The organism is Neisseria sicca VK64 (genome assembly GCF_000260655.1).
Lineage (GTDB): Bacteria > Pseudomonadota > Gammaproteobacteria > Burkholderiales > Neisseriaceae > Neisseria > Neisseria sicca_B.
On the sequence record NZ_AJMT01000022.1, the window covers coordinates 1 to 18,416 of the forward strand.

General features: G+C 53.1%; 14 protein-coding genes and 1 pseudogene. 8 read left to right on the top strand and 7 right to left on the bottom strand.

The window, feature by feature from the left end; translation table 11 throughout:
- Positions 1–6,919, bottom strand: a 6,919-nt coding sequence (locus HMPREF1051_RS01650) for an ESPR-type extended signal peptide-containing protein (protein ID WP_003763476.1), incomplete at its 3' end; no start/stop codon positions are given.
- A 572-nt stretch (positions 6,920–7,491) separates the two neighbouring features.
- On the opposite strand from HMPREF1051_RS01650, the gene HMPREF1051_RS01655 reads away from it, so the two are divergent.
- Positions 7,492–7,740: a BolA family protein gene (locus HMPREF1051_RS01655; protein ID WP_029609441.1), complete on the top strand. Its 249-nt coding sequence runs from the start codon at positions 7,492–7,494 to the stop codon at positions 7,738–7,740.
- A 130-nt stretch (positions 7,741–7,870) separates the two neighbouring features.
- Here the strand turns inward: HMPREF1051_RS01655 and HMPREF1051_RS01660 are convergent, their stop codons facing one another.
- Positions 7,871–8,761, bottom strand: a complete 891-nt coding sequence (locus tag HMPREF1051_RS01660; protein WP_003763462.1) for a DegV family protein — start codon at positions 8,759–8,761, stop codon at positions 7,871–7,873.
- A gap of 256 nt (positions 8,762–9,017) precedes the next feature.
- On the opposite strand from HMPREF1051_RS01660, the gene HMPREF1051_RS01665 reads away from it, so the two are divergent.
- Positions 9,018–9,506 carry a dihydrofolate reductase gene (locus HMPREF1051_RS01665; RefSeq protein ID WP_036491152.1) on the top strand — a complete coding sequence of 163 codons (489 nt, stop codon included), beginning with the start codon at positions 9,018–9,020 and terminating at the stop codon, positions 9,504–9,506.
- Between the two features lie 83 nt (positions 9,507–9,589).
- Here HMPREF1051_RS01665 and HMPREF1051_RS14745 read toward each other — a convergent pair whose 3' ends face one another.
- The 3 genes from HMPREF1051_RS14745 to HMPREF1051_RS01675 all read right to left on the bottom strand — a co-directional run bounded on the left by HMPREF1051_RS14745 (position 9,590) and on the right by HMPREF1051_RS01675 (position 10,921).
- Positions 9,590–9,910 (bottom strand): hypothetical protein, encoded by a 321-nt coding sequence (locus HMPREF1051_RS14745; protein WP_196794303.1) that lies wholly within the window; start codon positions 9,908–9,910, stop codon positions 9,590–9,592.
- Between the two features lie 66 nt (positions 9,911–9,976).
- The gene (locus HMPREF1051_RS01670; protein WP_036491155.1) at positions 9,977–10,441 is read right to left on the bottom strand and encodes a CYTH domain-containing protein; all 465 of its coding nucleotides are present in this window, start codon (positions 10,439–10,441) and stop codon (positions 9,977–9,979) included.
- 54 nt (positions 10,442–10,495) lie between these two features.
- The gene (locus HMPREF1051_RS01675; RefSeq protein ID WP_036491157.1) at positions 10,496–10,921 is read right to left on the bottom strand and encodes a CopD family protein; all 426 of its coding nucleotides are present in this window, start codon (positions 10,919–10,921) and stop codon (positions 10,496–10,498) included.
- Positions 10,922–11,144: 223 nt separating this feature from the next.
- On the opposite strand from HMPREF1051_RS01675, the gene HMPREF1051_RS01680 reads away from it, so the two are divergent.
- Both HMPREF1051_RS01680 and mnmE read left to right on the top strand, forming a co-directional pair.
- Complete coding sequence (locus HMPREF1051_RS01680; RefSeq protein WP_003762327.1) at positions 11,145–11,420, top strand: hypothetical protein; 276 nt, start codon at positions 11,145–11,147, stop codon at positions 11,418–11,420.
- Between the two features lie 130 nt (positions 11,421–11,550).
- On the top strand, positions 11,551–12,915 hold the full coding sequence (gene mnmE / locus HMPREF1051_RS01685; RefSeq protein WP_003763461.1) for a tRNA uridine-5-carboxymethylaminomethyl(34) synthesis GTPase MnmE: 1,365 nt from the start codon (positions 11,551–11,553) through the stop codon (positions 12,913–12,915).
- A 261-nt stretch (positions 12,916–13,176) separates the two neighbouring features.
- On the opposite strand, the gene HMPREF1051_RS01690 is transcribed toward mnmE, so the two are convergent.
- Positions 13,177–14,127, bottom strand: coding sequence for a D-2-hydroxyacid dehydrogenase (locus HMPREF1051_RS01690; protein WP_003763469.1), 951 nt, complete (start codon positions 14,125–14,127; stop codon positions 13,177–13,179).
- 129 nt (positions 14,128–14,256) lie between these two features.
- Here HMPREF1051_RS01690 and HMPREF1051_RS01695 point away from each other — a divergent pair, with 129 nt between their 5' ends.
- Positions 14,257–14,439 carry a DUF2061 domain-containing protein gene (locus tag HMPREF1051_RS01695; RefSeq protein WP_003763483.1) on the top strand — a complete coding sequence of 61 codons (183 nt, stop codon included), beginning with the start codon at positions 14,257–14,259 and terminating at the stop codon, positions 14,437–14,439.
- Here HMPREF1051_RS01695 and HMPREF1051_RS14030 read toward each other — a convergent pair.
- Positions 14,426–14,533 (bottom strand): annotated as a pseudogene (locus HMPREF1051_RS14030) (IS5/IS1182 family transposase); the annotation flags it as partial. The gene HMPREF1051_RS01695 and the pseudogene HMPREF1051_RS14030 sit on opposite strands and share 14 nt — an antisense overlap.
- Positions 14,534–14,752: 219 nt before the next feature.
- Here HMPREF1051_RS14030 and HMPREF1051_RS01700 point away from each other — a divergent pair.
- The 3 genes from HMPREF1051_RS01700 to mnmG all read left to right on the top strand — a co-directional run bounded on the left by HMPREF1051_RS01700 (position 14,753) and on the right by mnmG (position 18,374).
- On the top strand, positions 14,753–15,013 hold the full coding sequence (locus HMPREF1051_RS01700; RefSeq protein ID WP_003762337.1) for a hypothetical protein: 261 nt from the start codon (positions 14,753–14,755) through the stop codon (positions 15,011–15,013).
- 165 nt (positions 15,014–15,178) lie between these two features.
- Complete coding sequence (locus tag HMPREF1051_RS01705) at positions 15,179–15,508, top strand: FKBP-type peptidyl-prolyl cis-trans isomerase (RefSeq protein WP_003743612.1); 330 nt, start codon at positions 15,179–15,181, stop codon at positions 15,506–15,508.
- A gap of 970 nt (positions 15,509–16,478) precedes the next feature.
- Positions 16,479–18,374, top strand: coding sequence for a tRNA uridine-5-carboxymethylaminomethyl(34) synthesis enzyme MnmG (gene mnmG / locus HMPREF1051_RS01710; RefSeq protein ID WP_003763457.1), 1,896 nt, complete (start codon positions 16,479–16,481; stop codon positions 18,372–18,374).
- The last annotated feature ends 42 nt before the right edge of the window (positions 18,375–18,416 follow it).

Genomic DNA, 18,416 nt, shown 5'->3' on the forward strand with positions numbered 1-18,416 from the left:
TCTTACCGTCGCGGCTGACTTTGACGTTTTTGCCTTCTTTGAAGGTCACGGTGTCGCCTGCGCCGATTTTTTCAGACGAGGTTTCGTCGTTGGCGTTCAGGTTCCAGCCTTTGTCGGCAGTTGCTTTCACTGCGGCAATGGCGTCGTGAACGTTGTCTTTGCCTGTACCGCCGATGTCGGTGGTGGTCACGTTGCCTTTGTCGTTGGCCGCGTTACCGCCGAGCAGGTTCGCCAGGTTGGCTTGGGCTGCGTTCAGCTGCTCTTCGCTTGCGGCTTGGCCTTTAGTGGCAAAGTCCGCACCGCCCAGGGTGGTGTTGCTCAGACCGGAAATCAGACCGGCGGTACCGTCGATCACGAGCGGTTTGTTGCCGTTGCCTGCTTTGCCGACGGTAATCTTGTCGGCCAGCGATAAGCCGATGCCGTTTTCGTCGGCGCGGGTCAGGATGTTGCCGTCGCCTTTGACGCTCAGGCTGTCACCCAGTTTCTTCGCACCGGTCGTGCCGTTGTCGGCGGCAAAGGTCAGACCTTTGTTGTCCACCGCGTCTTTCGCCGCGACGCCTTTGGCGATGTCGGCTTTGGCTTCGTCGGTCAAATCCAGCGCATAATCGGTGACACCGTCGGCGTCTTTCGCACCTTCGCTGACTTTAACCGCACCGTTAGCCGCTTGGCTGAGGGTGGTCTTGTCGGCGTTAACCGTGTACTCGGTGTTGTTGCCGTCCACTTTTTCGCTGACGGTAACGTTCTTACCGGCAACGACGGTGGTGGTTTTTTCAGTGGCGGCGAGTTGTTCGTTCAACTGGGCGACGTTGACGGCGTCGGTGGCTTTTACGCCTTTGGCTACGTTGCTGATGGCTTTATTGCCGGCATCGATGCCGTCAGCAGTGATGTTCACATCGCCTGCTTTCAGACCGTCTTTGCCCAGCGCCACTTTGTCGCCGACGGTTACGCCGCTGTTGTTCACAACGGTCTCGCCTGCGGTCAGGCTGTCAGCCTTCAGGTCTTTAGCGGTAGAAACTTTGTAAACGTTAGAACCGCCTGTTTTGTCGGTTTCGACGACGATGTTGTCGTCGCCGCTTTCCACACGACCTGAATTGGCTTTCAACTGGGCAACGTTCACTGCGTCGGTATCTGCCTCGCCTGCGGCGACGTTGGCGATTTTATTGCCGCCGTTGTCCAAACCGTCTTTGGTCAGGCTGACAGCTTGTTTGCCGCTGTTTGGTGCCGGTGTCAGAGTGATGCCGGTTGCCGTGGTATCGGCTTTGTTGCCGTCTTTGTCGGAAATGCTGCTGCCGTCGGCTTTGAAAGCGCTGTGGCCGCCGTCGGTATTGCTCAATTCGATGCCTTTTGCGTTCAGCAAGTTAGTATTGCCGCTCGCTTCGGTCAGCTCGATATTGCCTGCGACGGATTTGGTGGTATTGCCTGCCTTGTCGGTCAAAGTATTGCCTTCAGCTGTTGAAGCGTTGACTTCACCGTCTTTTCCAACCAAGGTAACGTTGCCGCCATTGATGGTCGTGGAGCTGCCGTCGGTATCGAACCGTGCGCTGTTCAAACCTTGCAAATCTTTGGCAAGTTTGACGTTGAGCGTGCCGTTGGCGTCGTCTGAAACCACGCCGATGTTGTTGTCAGACAGTTTCGCCGCATCCGCACCGCCTTTAACCAAGACTTGGTTGCCGAGTTTGCGCTCGAAATTCTTGTCTGCGTTGTCGCCGCCGAAAGTCAGGCCTTTTTGCAGCTCGGTACCGATGTTGTCCAACGCGCCTTGTACGGTGTTGACAGGTGCAGCCTGCGTACCGTCGGTTTTGGTTACGACCAGATTCGGTACTTCAACCGCGCCGGTAGTCGGATTGACGGTTGCGCCCAATGCGGTTGCCAACGGAGTGAGCTGGCTGACGTTGACGGCGTCGGTATTGTTCACACCGGCAGCGATGTCGGTTGCTTTCTTACCGCCGTTAGACAGACCTTCGGTCGTCAGTTTGACGGGGTTTGCCGCCGTGCCGACGGTCACGCCGTCTGCAGAAACGGTGGTTTTGCCGCCTGCTGCGTCGATGAATTCAGACGAGGTCAGACCTTTCAGCTCTTTCGCCAGTTTGACGTTGAGCGTGCCGGTCGTGTCGTCTGAAACCACGCCGATGTTGTTACTGTCGGACAGTTTGGTTGCATCGGCTTCGCCGCCTTTAACGGCAACAGTGCTGCCCAATTGGCGGGTTGAAGGCGTACCGCTGTCGCCTGCAAAAGTCAAAGGCGCACGAACGGCATTGCTCAAGGCAGTCAATGCATCGCCGACATTGTTGTAATCAGCTACGCCCGAAGTTGCCGGGCTGCCGGAAATTACAGAGTATTTTGGCGCGGCGATTTCGCCTGTCGCGTTGTTGACGGAAGTACCCAGAGCTTGGGCAACTTTGTCCAGCTGGGATACGTTTACCGCATCATTTTGTCCCTTACCTGCAGCAACGTTGCCGACTTGAGTCGGAACGGTGGTTTGCGGATCGGTCGGGTTCAGCGCGGCAATGGTTACTGCGCCGTTATATGGCGTACTTGTATCGTCAGCGTAAACAAAGGAAACCTGTTTTGCGCCTGAACCGTCAACCGTTACGTTGCGCTTCAGGATTCTGCCGTCTGCGGAAACGTAAGCAAACGGAGCTTCGTTGGTAACCGCCGTCAGGGTGGTAACGTGAACGTTATTGATGGCATCGGTCAACTGGCTCAGGTTAACCGCATCGGTCGGCTGTTCGCCCTTGCCCAGATTGGTAATCTTGGTGTTGGACATATCCAGCCCGTCTTTAGCGGTAATTTTGCCGGCAAACTCAGGCGCATCGGCAGTATTGATGCTGACGGTGGACTCGTTTTGGTTCAGTACGATGTTTTTACCCGCTTCCAACGTGATGGTCGAACCATTGGTAATTTCTTTCAACGAGTGGTTGTAGGCTTCGCCGTTGGTGCCGTTGGTTTTAGCCGTATTCAACTTGAACGACTTGTAAGAGGCGTTGTTGATGGCGGAAATCGCGCCGTCGATGGTGGACGCACCCGTACCGCCGATGTTGGACATCGTGATGGTGCCGTTATTCGCAATGGCTGCGTTTCCACCCAATACGCCGACTGCGGTCGTACCGATGTTGTTCATGACGTTTTGAGTCGCATAAAGCTGGCTGCCGTTTACTGCGTCGGTGCTGCTGTCGCTGATTCGGCCTGCGGCTACGTTGGTAATCGTGCGCTCTTTGCCTGCCGTGCCGATGCTGAGTGTGGACTCAGGGGCGTTACCTGCGAAGTTGCCGAAGGTCAGGCCGCCAACAGTAGCAGAGGTCGTCTGAACGGCTGCTTCAGTCGCGGAATTGGCACCCAATGCGATAGAACCTGCATGAGCGGCATTGGCGTTTTTACCGAAAGCGATGGCATTGCCGACAGAGGCTTTTGCCGCATCACCGAAAGCAAAGGTGTCGCCTGCGGTGGCTTTGGCGTTTTTACCGAAGGCTACGGCACGGTTTTGCGTGGCTTGGGCGTTGTAGCCGATGGCGATGGTGTCGTCTTTTTGCGCGTCTGCTTCGTTACCCAATGCCAAAGCATTGTTGGAAGTGGCTTTGCTGTTACGGCCTGCCGCGACAGTACCGGAAGCGGTTGCGCGGGTATTGAAGCCCAACGCGGTCGCACCTGCCGCCGTGGACTGGCTGTATGCGCCGATTGCGGTGGAGGAATCTTGGTTGGCGATTGCGCCGTCACCGACCGCTACGCTGGATTTGCCCAATGCTTTGGAAGACTGACCGCCTGCGAAGGAGTTTTGACCGTAGGCGTTGGATGCTTGACCGACGGCGGTAGCGTTGGTGCCGCTGGCTTTGGTGTTCGCACCGATGGCGACGGAACCTTCACCTTTGGTCGCGCCGTTGACAGCGGCAACAGAGTCGGTATCTTCGTTGACGGAGGCGTTTTTACCGATGGCGATAGAGTTGGAAATCACCGCCTGCGCACCTGTACCGACGGCTACGGCAAAATCGCCCGCTGCCTGCGCGTCCGCGCCTGCTGCCAGGGCATCCAATCCGGTTGCACCGTCATTATTGTAATTGCCTCGGGCATTGGAGGTCGTCTGAACGCTGTAAAAATGGCTGGAGCTGCCGCCGCCTAATTGGTCGATTTTGTTGTTCATCGCTTCTAAAGCGTCGTGAACATTGGCTTTGCCTGTACCGCCTAAATTGTTCAGGGTCAGATTGCCTGCATTGTCGATTGCAGTTTCGCCGCCCAAGGCGTTTTTGACGTTGTTACCCAAGTTAAGCAGGTAAGAATTGGTCGCGTAAAGCTGGCTGCCGTTGATGGCGTCGGTGCTGGTTGCACTGATGACACCTGCGGAAACGTTTTGAATTTGACGGGTAAAGTTGTTGGCAGGGGTGGTTGCATCGACTTTACCGACGGAAACCGTACCGTAAGACCATGTACCGGCAGCTGTGTAGTTACCGTTCAGTGTGTAATCGCCATTGTGATGCGCTTCGGTCAAACTGCCGCCACCCAAAGCAACATCGTTTTCATTGACGGCATGGGATTCGTAACCCAAGGCAAGTGCTTTGACAGCATCAGCTTTGGTGTATGCACCCAAAGTAACCGCACCTGCTTTTGCCGAAGTCGCAGATACACCCAAGGCGACAGTATTGCCTTCCGCAGCATTGGCGGAATGACCGATAGCAATAGCTTCTGCTGCAAGTGCTTTAGTCGTATTACCAAAGGCAATCGAGCTGTTGCCCGTTGCTTGGGTGTCAAGACCCATCGCCATTGCATAGTCTTCTGAAGCGACAGCGTTGCTGCCGATGGCAATGCCGTTGAGCTTGCTGTTGGTTACCTTCGCCATGTTACCGATGGCTACGGCAAAACGACCGGAGGCATTGGAATCGATACCCAATGCGACCGCCTCACTACCCGATGCGTTGGCACGCTGACCGACAGCGACGGAAGAAACGGCTCCGGCAACAGTCTCGTGACCGATAGCAACAGTTTCGTGTGCGCTGGCATTGGCAGTCTTACCAATGGCTACCGAATTGTCGCCGCTGGCTTTGGAAACCATACCGACGGCAACTGCGGATTCTTTTTCTGCCAATGCGGTTTTACCGATGGCGACGGTGTTGCTGAAGCTGCCTTTTGCAGCTTCACCGATGGCGACAGTGGAAGTGACGCTCAGTTTTTGGGCATCCGTACCCATGCCTGCTTCCCTACCGATGGCGACGTTGTTCGCACCAGACACAAATGCGCCGGAACGCAAGCCGAGGGCAATATTGTCCACGCCGGTAGCGTTGTTGCCCGTACCTTTACCGATGGAGATTTGGCGTTCGTTGGTATAGGCATTGCGACCGCTGTCCGCGCCGATATAGACGGTGTCCGCACCGACTGTGCGTCCTGCGGAAACGGCGGCGTCGTACACGCCTGCGTTCGTACCCACTACGATATTGCCCGTACCTGCCGCTACGGCTTTGTTACCGATGGCGACAGCGTTGTTGGCAGTGGCTTGGCTGTTTTGACCAAGTGAAGTAGAAGTCTCTGTAGTGGCAATGGCTTCTTTACCGACTGCGATGCTGCTCAAACCGGTTGCCTGAGTGGCAAAACCGACAGCAATCGCGCCTTTGGCAGAAGCGGTGGTTTGCGGACCGGCAGCCAAGGCGTTTTCAGCACCTGCATTGCTGTCTACACCGAAGGCTGTCGCACGCAGACCGTTTGCCGTGCTGTTTTTACCGACGGCAGTGGTATCATGATTGACGGTCTTGGCACCATAACCGATAGCAGTTGAGAAATTGCCGGTTGCAGTCGGTCCTTTATCCGCCGCCTGACTGCCGCCAATCGCGATGGAGGACGTGCCCTGTGCATTTGCTTTACCGCCGATGGCAATACCATAAGCTCCTGAACCGACCGTAAATTCGCCTATGGAGATGGCACGCTGTGCAGAAGCGACGGCAGTACCCATTATTGCCAGGCTGGCAGGACCCGATGCATTGGCACCTTTACCGATCGAACTTGAACCACCGATGGCGACAGCACTCAATCCCGAAGTATTGGAATTGAAACCAATGGCAACGCCATTAGATGCTACATCGGTTACAACGGATTTGGTACCGATGGCAACGGACGAACTGCCCTGCGCATTTGAGTTGTCACCAACTGCAATACTGCCGCTTTTGGTGTTCGCCAAATATCCGATGGAAACGTTTTTATGTTCCTTACCGGTCGCACCGGTTCCGATATAAACCGAATGACTGCTGTTGGAATCAACGCCCGCCGACGAACCGATGGCGATGACATTATTGACTCCCGAACCGCCTTTCAGTGCGCTCTCGCCAATGGAAATATTGCGGCCGCCGGAAGAAACGGTATCGCCTGCCAATTTTCCGATACTGACATCAGCCTCACCTTTTGCCGATGCCGTCTGACCCATGGCGATAGATTGGTTGTGGTTGGCACTTGCCGCCGCACCAATGGCAATCGCACCGGTTGCACGAGACGGCTCATCACTCGGACCCGCAGTGGAAGAATTGGCACCGATAACGACATTGGTTTCCCCTTTGGAAGATGCCCCTTGTCCCATCACGACGGACTTGCCTTGTTTGGGTGTGACTCCCGGTACGACATCCAAGGCTTTTGTACTATCGTCGCCGCAGACCACGTTGTAGCTGGTGGTATCGAAATAGCAGGTGTGGTAATCAGTACCTTCGGCAGCCGCAGTGACGGCTTTACCATTGGCAAGGGTTTTGCCGCTATTTTCTGCAGCCATGACTTGACCGCTAGCGAGCAGCAGGCCGGACATGATGGCGGTAAACGCGAAGCGCACGCCTACGGAGGCAACGATGCCGCCTATGCCTGATGAAGCCGCTTTCCCATGCGCTTTGGCGAATTCCGCCACCGCGTTCCACGTCTGTGTGGTTTCGTTCCATACGACACGATAGATTTTATTCATGTTGACTCTCTGATTTAAAATGTTAAACAAATAAATTTAATATATTATTGAATTGATGTAATAACCTGCTTTCCAAACATCCAATCCAATAACCAAAAATGAAAATATCGTATTTGATACTGATATTTCGATTGCAAAATTTATTCAACGGATATGACGTATATTGTCACTTTCAAACAAATTTCAGAATTTATCTATACCTCAGATAACAATCTCCAAAAACTGATTTATCGACCTTTTGGCTATTTATTTATCCGCTTATCTTTGATATCTTCTATTTTCTTAACTTTATTTTGCAATCAAAGTGAAACTTTATCTTTTGTCTGAGAGCAATTTATATGCCAAAACCCTTTTGCCTGAATTCACTCGTACTAAAAAAATGATATTTTTAAGTATCCGGAATCCAAAAATAAGAAAAGAGGTCGTCTGAAAACGTTTCAGACGACCTCTGTAAACCTTATGTTAATTCAATATTAATGAATTATGTTTCGGATACCATCTTCAGCAAGTTGGCGATGTTAAGCGGCATTATTCTGTATAATGCCGCAATGTTTTTGAAACAAGGAATACAAATGCTTACCCCAGAACAAGTCAAATCGCTGATTGAAGGCGTCGCCGCTTGCGAACACGTCGAAGTCGAAGGTGACGGACATCACTTCTTCGCCGTCATCGTCTCTTCCGAGTTTGAAGGCAAAGCCCGCCTCGCCCGCCACCGCCTGATCAAAGACGGTCTGAAGGCGCAACTGGCCAGCAACGAATTGCACGCGCTGTCGATTTCCGTTGCCGCCACGCCTGCGGAATGGGCGGCGAAGCAGCAATAAGCCGTTACCTCAGACAAAAAAAGGTCGTCTGAAACCTGAATCGGGTTTTCAGACGACCTTTTTTAATTTACACGATGTTGAATTGCCGCTTAATAAGCATCAGGAATGCAGGCAGATTCGGTGTTGCTCCTTATGCTGCCGCTTCGAGTTTTTCGACCATGCCGACGCCGACGCCGCAGATGCCGACGTGCACCGCCACTACCGGCGATACGGGAACGCCGTCATCCAAGCAGATACCGGTCCGCTTGAAGAAGCGTTCCGCAAATATCCGATACCGGTCGCGTTCGCCCGTATAAAGACCGCCGAGGATAAATTGTTCCCTGTTTTTGCCTTGCATCAGTTTCAACACTTGGTCGATGATGGCATCAAACATTTTTTCGTCATCGGAAGTGGATTCGACCCGACACAACTGATCTTGCGAAAAGCGCAATACGGCGCGCAGCCCCAACCAGTCGCACAACGAAGCGCCCAATCTTGCCATCGTGCCGCTGCCGACAAGAGATTTGATTGTGGACAGTCCAAAAATAATGTTGCAACGTTCTTTTAAACCTTCCAAGTACGCAACGATTTCCGTCGGCGTTTTTCCTTCGCGCAATAGGCGGTCTGCTTCCAAAGCAAAAAAGCCTTCGGGCATACAGCATGTCCCTGTATCGACGACATGGACTTTCAACTGCGGAACCTGCTCGGCAACTTGACGCACCATATCGGCAGAATCACTTAATTTGTGGCTCAACGTCGTCACAATGGCTTCGTGATAACCTTGACCGACCAAATATTGAAAAGTCCTCAATAAATCTTCAGACGACGGCGGTGTTGTAGAAACATCGCTGTCCAAATGCTCGCGGCGCCAATTGCAATATTCTTCATTACTGATTTCCAGTCCGTCAGCGAACTCTTGTTGTTCCATAAATACATTCAGATGCAGAATCTGAATCGGGCTGTCCCGATCGAGTATGCCCGACAAAGAGCCACTCGACGTGGACAATACCGCGCAACGATATAAGGCATAAGAGCCTGCCATAAACTGCTCCCTTGTGCATCAAACAATGCAAAATCTCAAATAAATAAAGGACCATCTAAGCGGTCTATTTTAATGATAAACGGTATGTAAATTTTTGTCTACATATTAATAGTTTTGAGCATTATTTTGAAACTAAACACTATATTCTAAAATAATAGTTATCATTCATTGCCATATGGTTTTTATGCCGCCTTTTAAACACCTGCGTTTACATATCGTTTACAATACAGCTACTTCTCAACCAAAAGACCACCTCATGCCGAAAATCACCCTGATTGCCGCCTGCGCGCCTGACCGCTGCATAGGCATCAACAACACCATGCCTTGGCACTTGCCCGAGGACTTCGCATTTTTCAAATCCTATACCCTCGACAAACCCGTCGTGATGGGGCGAAAAACTTGGGAATCCCTACCCCGCAAGCCGCTGCCCGGCCGCCGCAATATCGTCATCAGCCGTCAGGCAGATTATCCGGCAGAAGGCGCGGAAACCGTCGGCAGCCTTGAGGAGGCTTTGGCATTATGTGCCGCTGCGGAAGAAGTCATCATCATGGGTGGCGCACAAATCTATGCCCAAGCCCTGCTGCTCGCCAGCGATTTGCGGATTACCGAAGTGGCATTAGACGTCCAAGGCGATGCGTTTTTTCCCGAATTTTCGCCGTCAGAATGGCGCGAAGCCGCCCGCGAAACCCACACCTCCGCCAACGGCACGGGCTACGCATTCGTCCATTACACCCGCATCCGATAAAAAAACAGACAGTTTGCCGTCAAACCGTCCGCCAGTGATGCGATGAATCAATAAAATCACAAAGGTCATCTGAAAAACAGTTTTCAGACGACCTTTGTGATTCTCAAACAGCCGATACAGTGAATTAAATTAAGCCAGCCGTAGCGTGGGCTTTGCCCACGAGTCTGCCGAGCAAATTCTGATTCGGACAAGCAACCAAGCCATTTTCCGTGGGCAAAGACGCTACAATCTAAAATCACAAAGGTCGTCTGAAAACCGGTTTTCAGACGACCTTTGTGATTCCCAAACAAGCCGATATAGTGGATTAAATTAAGCAGGCCGTAGCGTGGGCTTCGCCCGCGAATCTGCCGATCAAATCCCGAACCAGACAATCGTCCAAGCCGTTTTTCGTGGGCAAAGCCCACGCTACAATCCTACAATCCTACAATCCGCGTCTAGTATCGGCGGCGTACCGTTATTCCTCAACCCGCCTACCAAGTCGAATAAGGATGCTTGCTCAAATACGCATTGGTAAATTTTCCTTCCGACGTAATCTCCGCGCCCAGCCAGTCCGGTTTTTCAAACGGTGTATCTTCCGCAGGCAGCTCGACCTCCGCCACCACCAAAGGCGCGTTGTCGCCGAAATACTCGTCGATTTCAAACACAAAGCCCTTAAATTCCACCCGATAACGGTGTTTTTCCATCTTAAACGGACACATCGTCTCCATCATCTGCCGCGCGTGTGCCAAAGGAATTTCGTATTCAAATTCGCTGCGGCTGACATCTGAAATATAGCCTTTCAAAGTCAGCCAAGCCTTATCGTCAATAATGCGCACGCGGATGGTGCGCTCTTTTTCCACGCTCAAATAGCCCTGCTGCAACACCTGCGGCGCAGAGGCTTCGCGCTTCCAGTCATCGTTTTTCAACAGGAAGCGGCGTTCGATTTCAATAGTCATCTGTTTGATTCCAATATAAAAGAAGGTCGTCTGAAAACAGGTTTTGCACACACCTTAAAACGGCTTGAACACCACCATATACAAAGCCACGACCATCATCAATACAGGCACTTCATTAAATACCCTGTACCACTTGTGCGAATGCGTATTGCGGTTTTCCTCAAAGCCGCGAAGCAGCGCGCCACAATAAAATTGATAAGCCAAAAGCAGCAGGCCCATCGACAGCTTCACATGCAGCCAGCCCTGCCCCCACCAGCCCGTCACAAACGGAATCACAATGCCGCACACCAGCGTCCCGAACCCCAACGGCGACATAAACTTATACAGCCGCCGCGCCATTGCCGAGAGCCGCTCATATTCCACCGGCTGCTCCGCCGCTTCGACCTGAGCCAGATTCACAAAAATACGCGGCAGGTAAAACAGCCCGGCGAACCACGAAATCACAAAAAACACATGCAAGAGCTTAAACCACAAATACATTTTCAGACGACCTCACGCTCGAAAACGCGTATTTTACCCGCCAAACCGCAGCGGCTGTTTTCTTTATGTCAACGACTGTCTGTTTTACGCCCGAAAAATTGTAAATCGCGTCATAATTTCGCACAGTTGATATGCAATAAAATTAAACTTTGTTAAAATGCACATGTAATTAAAACCAATAGCCGCCATACCTCGCGGAACAAACACAAAACGGAAAGAAAACATGATTAAGCAATTTGAAATCAGCACCAGCGTTCAAAAACAACTCGGCGACTACCTCGCCGCCAACCAGACCGACCTCAAAACCGCCATGGCGGACGAAACCCGCAACGGCGAAGTCGCCGCCATCATCCATGCCGGCCTGCCCATGATGGTGCGCAAAATCTATTCTCTGGAAAAAATGAAAAACTTCTTCTGGACGAAAAAAGAACTGATGGTCGAATTCGTCGCCATGCGCCTTGCCGCCGCCGAAAAGAAAAACGCCAAGAAAAAACGCTGATTCCTTCCGGCTCATTGAAGGAAAAGATGGAAAGGTCGTCTGAAAACCGACAGCAAGGTTTTCAGACGACCTTTATCATTGTGAAATCACTATATAATACCGTCCATTAAATTTCCGATACGAGCCAGCCATGTCCGCATCCCAACCCACCATCGCCGCCATCGCCACCGCCCCCGGACGCGGCGGCGTCGGCGTTATCCGTCTTTCCGGCAAAAACCTGCTGCCTTTGGCGCAAACCCTCAGCGGCGGCAAAACGCCCAAACCGCGTACCGCGCTTTACACCGACTTTCTCGGCGGCGACGGGCAGCCGATAGACAACGGCATCCTGCTCTACTTCGCCGCCCCCGCCAGCTTCACCGGTGAAGACGTGATTGAATTGCAGGGACACGGCGGCCCCGTCGTGATGGACATGCTGCTCTCGCGCTGCCTCGAACTGGGCGCGCGCATGGCCCAGCCGGGCGAATTTACCAAACGCGCCTTCCTCAACAACAAACTCGACCTTGCCCAAGCCGAAAGCGTCGCCGACCTTATCGACGCCTCCAGCAAGTCCGCCGCCCGCATGGCGTTGCGTTCGCTCAAAGGCGCGTTTTCCCAACACATACACGAGCTGGTGGACGACCTCATCACCCTGCGGATGTTGGTCGAAGCCACGCTGGACTTCCCCGAAGAAGACATCGACTTTCTCGAAGCCGCCGACGCGCGCGGCAAGCTCCAAGCCCTGCAAGGTCGTCTGAAAACCGTCCTCGCCAGCGCGGAACAAGGCGCGATTTTGCGCGAAGGCATGAACGTCGTCCTCGTCGGCGCGCCCAACGTCGGCAAATCCAGCCTGCTCAACGCCTTGGCGGGCGACGACATCGCCATCGTAACCGACATCGCCGGCACCACCCGCGACACCGTGCGCGAACAAATCACCCTCGACGGCGTGCCCGTCCACATCATCGACACCGCCGGCCTGCGCGAAACCGACGACGTGGTCGAACAAATCGGCATCGAACGCAGCCGCAAAGCCGTCTCCGAAGCCGATGTCGCCCTGATTCTGATTGACCCGCGCGAAGGCGTGAACGCCAAAACCCAAGCCATTTTGAACAGTCTGCCCGAAGGTTTGAAAAAAATCGAAATCCACAACAAAGCCGACCTGACCGGCGAACCCGTCGCCGTCCGTTCAGACGGCCTCGCGCAAACCGGCGCGGACACCGTCATCAGCCTGTCCGCCAAAACCGGCGCGGGTCTCGACTTGCTCAAACACGCGCTATTGCAGGAAGTCGGCTGGCAGGGCGAAAGCGAAAGCCTGTTCCTCGCCCGCAGCCGCCACCTCAATGCCCTGCACGAAGCCGAAGCCGAGCTGGAAAACGCCGCCCTCTGCGACAACAACCAAATCGAGCTTTTCGCCGAACACCTGCGCCTCGCCCAAAACGCGTGCAGCGAAATCACCGGCGAATTTACCGCCGACGATTTGCTGGGCGTGATTTTCTCGCGCTTCTGCATCGGCAAATAAGATTAACCCTTATCCATACGCGAAAGGTCGTCTGAAAACCAAGATTCAGGTTTCAGACGACCTTTGCCGTTTGAAAGCATCGGTTCTTGATAAAATCCACGGATTGCTCACAACTTATCCACAATCTGAACTTCATCCCAATTCAATCAAACCAAATCTAATTCATTGAAAACTATAAATATACAAAAAGGTCGTCTGAAAAATTTCAGACGACCTTTTAAATTGTTCACAAAATTATCAACAGGACTAGGGTTATCGGCATCAAACCAGATTCTGCGGATTGCCTGCGACGAAGCGGTTGATGTTGTCCACAAGGATGTCAAACAGACGGTTGGCGGCCTCTTGGCTTGCCCATGCAATGTGTGGCGTGACAATGAGGTTGGGCAGTCGAGCTTTCAGCAGAGGGTTGCCGTCGCGCGGCGGCTCTTGTGTTAACACGTCAAAACCTGCCCCGCCGATTTGGCCGTATTTCAACGCCGCAACCAAAGCGGCTTCATCAACCAAGCCGCCGCGCCCGCAGTTGATGAGGATGGCGCCGGGCTTCATCTGTTGCAACTCGGCTTCGCCTATCATGTTTGCCGTTTCCGGCGTGAGCGGGCAATGCAGCGACAGCGCGTCGGCAGTGCGGACGGCTTCGTCAAAGGAAACGTAGCCGTCGCGGACGGTTTCGGCGTGTTTGTGTTCGACAAACACGACCTTCATTTTGAACGCCTGTGCATAAGTTACCAGCGTCTGTCCGATGTTGCCGCGACCGAAAATCGCCAGTGTTTTACCGTTTAAATCGCGCATCGGTGCGCCGAGGTGGCAGAAAAACGGCGAGTTTTCCCACAAGCCTGCTGCAACGTCTCGCTGATAGGCAGGCAGGTTGCGCATCAGGGTAATCATCATCATAAACGCGTGTTCCGCCACGGATTCATTGCCGTAAGCGCGGATGTTGCACACGCTCACGCCCGCTTGCTTGGCGGCAGCAAGGTCAACATTGTTGACGCCCGTCGCGGCTAGCGCAATCAGTTTGAGCTGCGGGTTGGCGGCGATGTGTTCGGCGGAAATCACGACTTTGTTGGTAATGATGATGTCCGCGCCCTGTATGCGCTCGGCGGTCTGATGCGCCTCAGTCGAACCATAGCTGCTTAAAGTATGCGGAAAATCAAAGTCAAACGGACGGTCGGCAAGCGTGTCGCGGTCGAGAACGGCAATGCACAGTGGATTCATATTTCACCTATCAAAAATAAAATAATGATTTAAATAAACTAATTTTGAATAAAATATTCAAAATATACGGCGTATTTGAGAATAGTTATTATCCGAATCATACAGACATCACCATATCAGGAAACCATCATGATTAAAACCATGACTTTTGCCATTTTACATTTCGCCACTGCGTTCGGCGTTGCCTATATTTTGACCGGCAGCATCGGCATCTCAAGCGCAGTCGCGCTGGTCGAACCGCTTGCCAACACCGTCGTTTTCTATTTCCACGAACAGGCATGGCGACGCTACGAAAAAAATATAGTGGATTAACTTTAAACCAGTACGGCGTTACCTCGCCTTGCCGTACTATCTGTACTGTCTGCGGCTTCGTCGCCTTGTCCTGATTTAAATTTAATCCACTATAAAACCGTGAAACAAGAATGGGCGACGCCGCTGCACCATTGTGGATAAGTTTTGACCGGAGGTCGTCTGAAAACTGGCTAGGGCATATTGTTTCTTATTGGTAAATATTCTTTCAACAAAATAGATATTTATCAATCAAAACGAAATCAATAAAATGCTTTCCATCGCTTGAACGCCTACGCAGTTCATCTTTTATATTCAACATCATAAGGAAAGTATCATGAAAAAAGCACTCTTCGCCTCCCTCATCGCCGTTGCCGCCGCCGCATCTTTCGCCGACAGCCGCATTCCTGAATGGAACCATGCCAACGACTCCGGTCCCATTCCGGGCTTAACCCAAGTCGAATATCACGATGCGCACGATATGCGTAAAGATGATGACCGCGTGAAATTCACCGCACCTGCCACAGGTGTGCGCGAAATCACCGACATCGGCTACAACGACACCTATGCCCGCTCGTTGCAAAACGGCTCAAATTGATTGCCAAGCGGTTGACAATAAGTTGAAAGGTCGTCTGAAAACGTATCCATCCGTTTTCAGACGACCTTTTGCTTTATCGGAAACGGCAGCTATGATACCCTTCAGCGCGGAATATCGAAGAGCCGATATTGTTAACTGATTGAAAACGCTATGAAAGGATAAAACATGAGCGGTTTGATTATTGAAGATTTGCAGGAAGGTCACGGCAAAGAGGCCGTGAAAGGCAAGGAAATTACCGTACATTACACCGGTTGGCTGGAAGACGGCACCAAATTCGACTCCAGCCTCGACCGCCGTCAGCCGCTGACGATTACGCTGGGCGTGGGTCAGGTCATTCAAGGCTGGGACGAAGGTTTCGGCGGCATGAAGGAAGGTGGCAAACGCAAGCTGACCATCCCTGCCGAAATGGGCTACGGCGCACGCGGCGCGGGCGGCGTGATTCCGCCTAACGCAACGTTGGTGTTTGAAGTAGAGCTGTTGAAAGTTTATGAATAATGCCTGACGGCGTTGGGATCGATTTTCTACGTTGAACTGAGCGAAAGGTCGTCTGAAAACCGAATGTTGAGGTTTTCAGACGACCTTTTTGTTTAATTCAAGTAGGTTGGGTCAAACCAAATTTGTAGCGTGGGCTTTGCCCGTGAAACCTGCTGTCTAACCATGTCAGACAATAATCTCATTTGCTTTCATCTCGTGGGCAAAGCCCACGCTACGGGTGGCTGCAACGGCAATCTGTTCCTTCCCCCGTCCGGCGGGGGAAGGCTAGGATGGGGGTGGTTTTGTGGATTTAGGGTAAAAGCAAATTCGTGCAGCCCTAAGAGCCGCCCTCTCCCCAACCCTCTCCCGCCGGACGGGAGAGGGGGTAGGTTTCAGGTTGAAACAAGGTCGTCTGAAAATTTTGAGATTCGGGTTTTAGAGAAACTCGTTCTACACCCGTTTTCAGGCGACCTTATTTATTCAATCAACACGGGATTGGAATAACTCAGGTAGCGTGGGCTTTGCCCGCGAAATCCACAGTCTGACAACCTGAATCGGGAAACCGTGTATGTTATTTATCTCGTGGGCAAAGCCCACGCTACGGATTGCAACAAGGCAACCTGTTCCTTCCCCCGTCCAGCAGGGGAAGGTTAGGATGGGGGTGGCTTTGTGGATTTAGGTAAAATCGAATTAGTGTAGCCCTAAGAGCCACCCTCTCCCCAGCCCTCTCCCGCCAGCCGGGAGAGGGGGTAGGTTTCAGGTTAAAACGAGGTCGTCTGAAAACCTTGAGATTCGGGTTTGTAGAGAAACCCGTTCTACGCCCGTTTTCAGACGGCCTTTTTCCTGCCCTGTCCCCACAAGCGCCTTTCCACCTGTCAAATCCACCCGAAAAAGCGTACAATTCCACGTTTATTTTTGAATTCATTATATTTTCAGACGACCTCCGTCAGAGAAAAGAGGTCGTCTGAAACCATTAGGCACGTTGACACACATGACCCACATGATTTACCCCAAAACCTACGACGTTATCGTCGTCGGCGGCGGCCACGCAGGCACGGAAGCCGCGCTTGCCGCCGCACGCATGGGCGCGCAGACGCTTTTACTCACACACAACATCGAAACGCTCGGCCAAATGTCGTGCAACCCCTCCATCGGCGGCATCGGCAAAGGCCATCTCGTGCGCGAACTCGACGCGCTCGGCGGCGCGATGGCGTTGGCCACCGACAAATCCGGCATCCAGTTCCGCCGTCTGAACGCCAGCAAAGGCGCGGCGGTTCGAGCCACGCGCGCGCAGGCGGACCGCATCCTGTACAAAGCCGCCATCCGCGAAATGCTGGAAAACCAAGAAAATCTGGAGCTTTTCCAGCAGTCGGTTGACGACGTAACGCTCGACGGCGACCGCATCAGCGGCGTGATGACCGCGATGGGCGTGGAATTCAAAGCCCGCGCCGTGGTGCTGACCGCAGGCACGTTTTTGTCCGGCAAAATCCACATCGGTTTGGAAAACTACGAAGGCGGCCGCGCCGGCGACCCCGCCGCCAAATCGCTCGGCGGGCGTTTGCGCGAATTGAACCTGCCGCAAGGCCGTCTGAAAACCGGCACGCCGCCGCGCATCGACGGGCGCACGATTGATTTCTCCCGGCTCACCGAACAGCCCGGCGACACGCCCGTGCCCGTCTTTTCCGTGCGCGGCAACGCCGAAATGCACCCGCGCCAAGTGTCCTGCTGGATTACGCATACCAATTTGAAAACCCACGACATTATCCGCTCAGGCTTCGACCGCAGCCCGATGTTTACCGGCAAAATCGAAGGCGTCGGCCCGCGCTACTGCCCGTCCATCGAAGACAAAATCAACCGCTTTGCCGACAAAGACAGCCACCAGATTTTCCTCGAACCCGAAGGCCTGACCACCAACGAATACTACCCCAACGGTATTTCCACCAGCCTGCCGTTCGACATCCAAATCGCGCTCGTGCGCAGCATGAAAGGCCTAGAAAACGCCCATATCCTGCGCCCCGGCTACGCCATCGAATACGACTACTTCGACCCGCGCAACCTCAAAGCCAGTCTCGAAACCAAAACCATCCAAGGCCTCTTCTTCGCCGGACAAATCAACGGCACCACAGGCTACGAAGAAGCCGCCGCACAGGGCCTGCTCGCAGGCGCAAACGCCGTGCAATACGTCCGCGAACAAGACCCGCTCCTGCTGCGCCGCGAACAAGCCTATCTCGGCGTATTGGTGGACGACCTTATCACCAAAGGCGTGAACGAACCCTACCGCATGTTCACTAGCCGCGCCGAATACCGCCTGCAACTCAGGGAAGACAACGCCGACATGCGTCTGACCGAAGACGGCCACAAAATCGGCTTGGTGGGTGAAGAACAATGGCGTATGTTCAACGAAAAACGCGAAGCCATTGAGCGCGAAATCCAACGTTTGAAAACAACGTGGTACACGCCGCAAAAACTCGCCGAAGACGAACAAATCCGCGTGTTCGGACAAAAACTCAGCCGCGAAGCCAACCTGCACGACCTCCTGCGCCGCCCGAACCTCGACTACGCCGTACTGATGACGCTCGAAGGCGCGCAACCCGAGTGCAGGCTGCCTGAAAACGTGATTGAGCAAGTCGAAATCCAAGTCAAATACCAAGGCTATATCGACCGCCAAAACGAAGAAATCGACAGCCGCCGCGACATCGAAACCTTAAAGCTGCCCGACGACATCGATTACGTGAAAGTCAAAGGCTTATCGGCAGAAGTGCAGCAAAAACTCAACCAGCACAAACCCGAAACCGTCGGACAGGCAAGCCGAATTTCCGGCGTCACGCCTGCGGCGGTGGCATTGCTGATGGTGCATTTGAAGCGCGGGTTTAAGGGAGCGAAGTAGGCTAGCAAATAGGAAAAGGTCGTCTGAAAAATAAATCGTAAG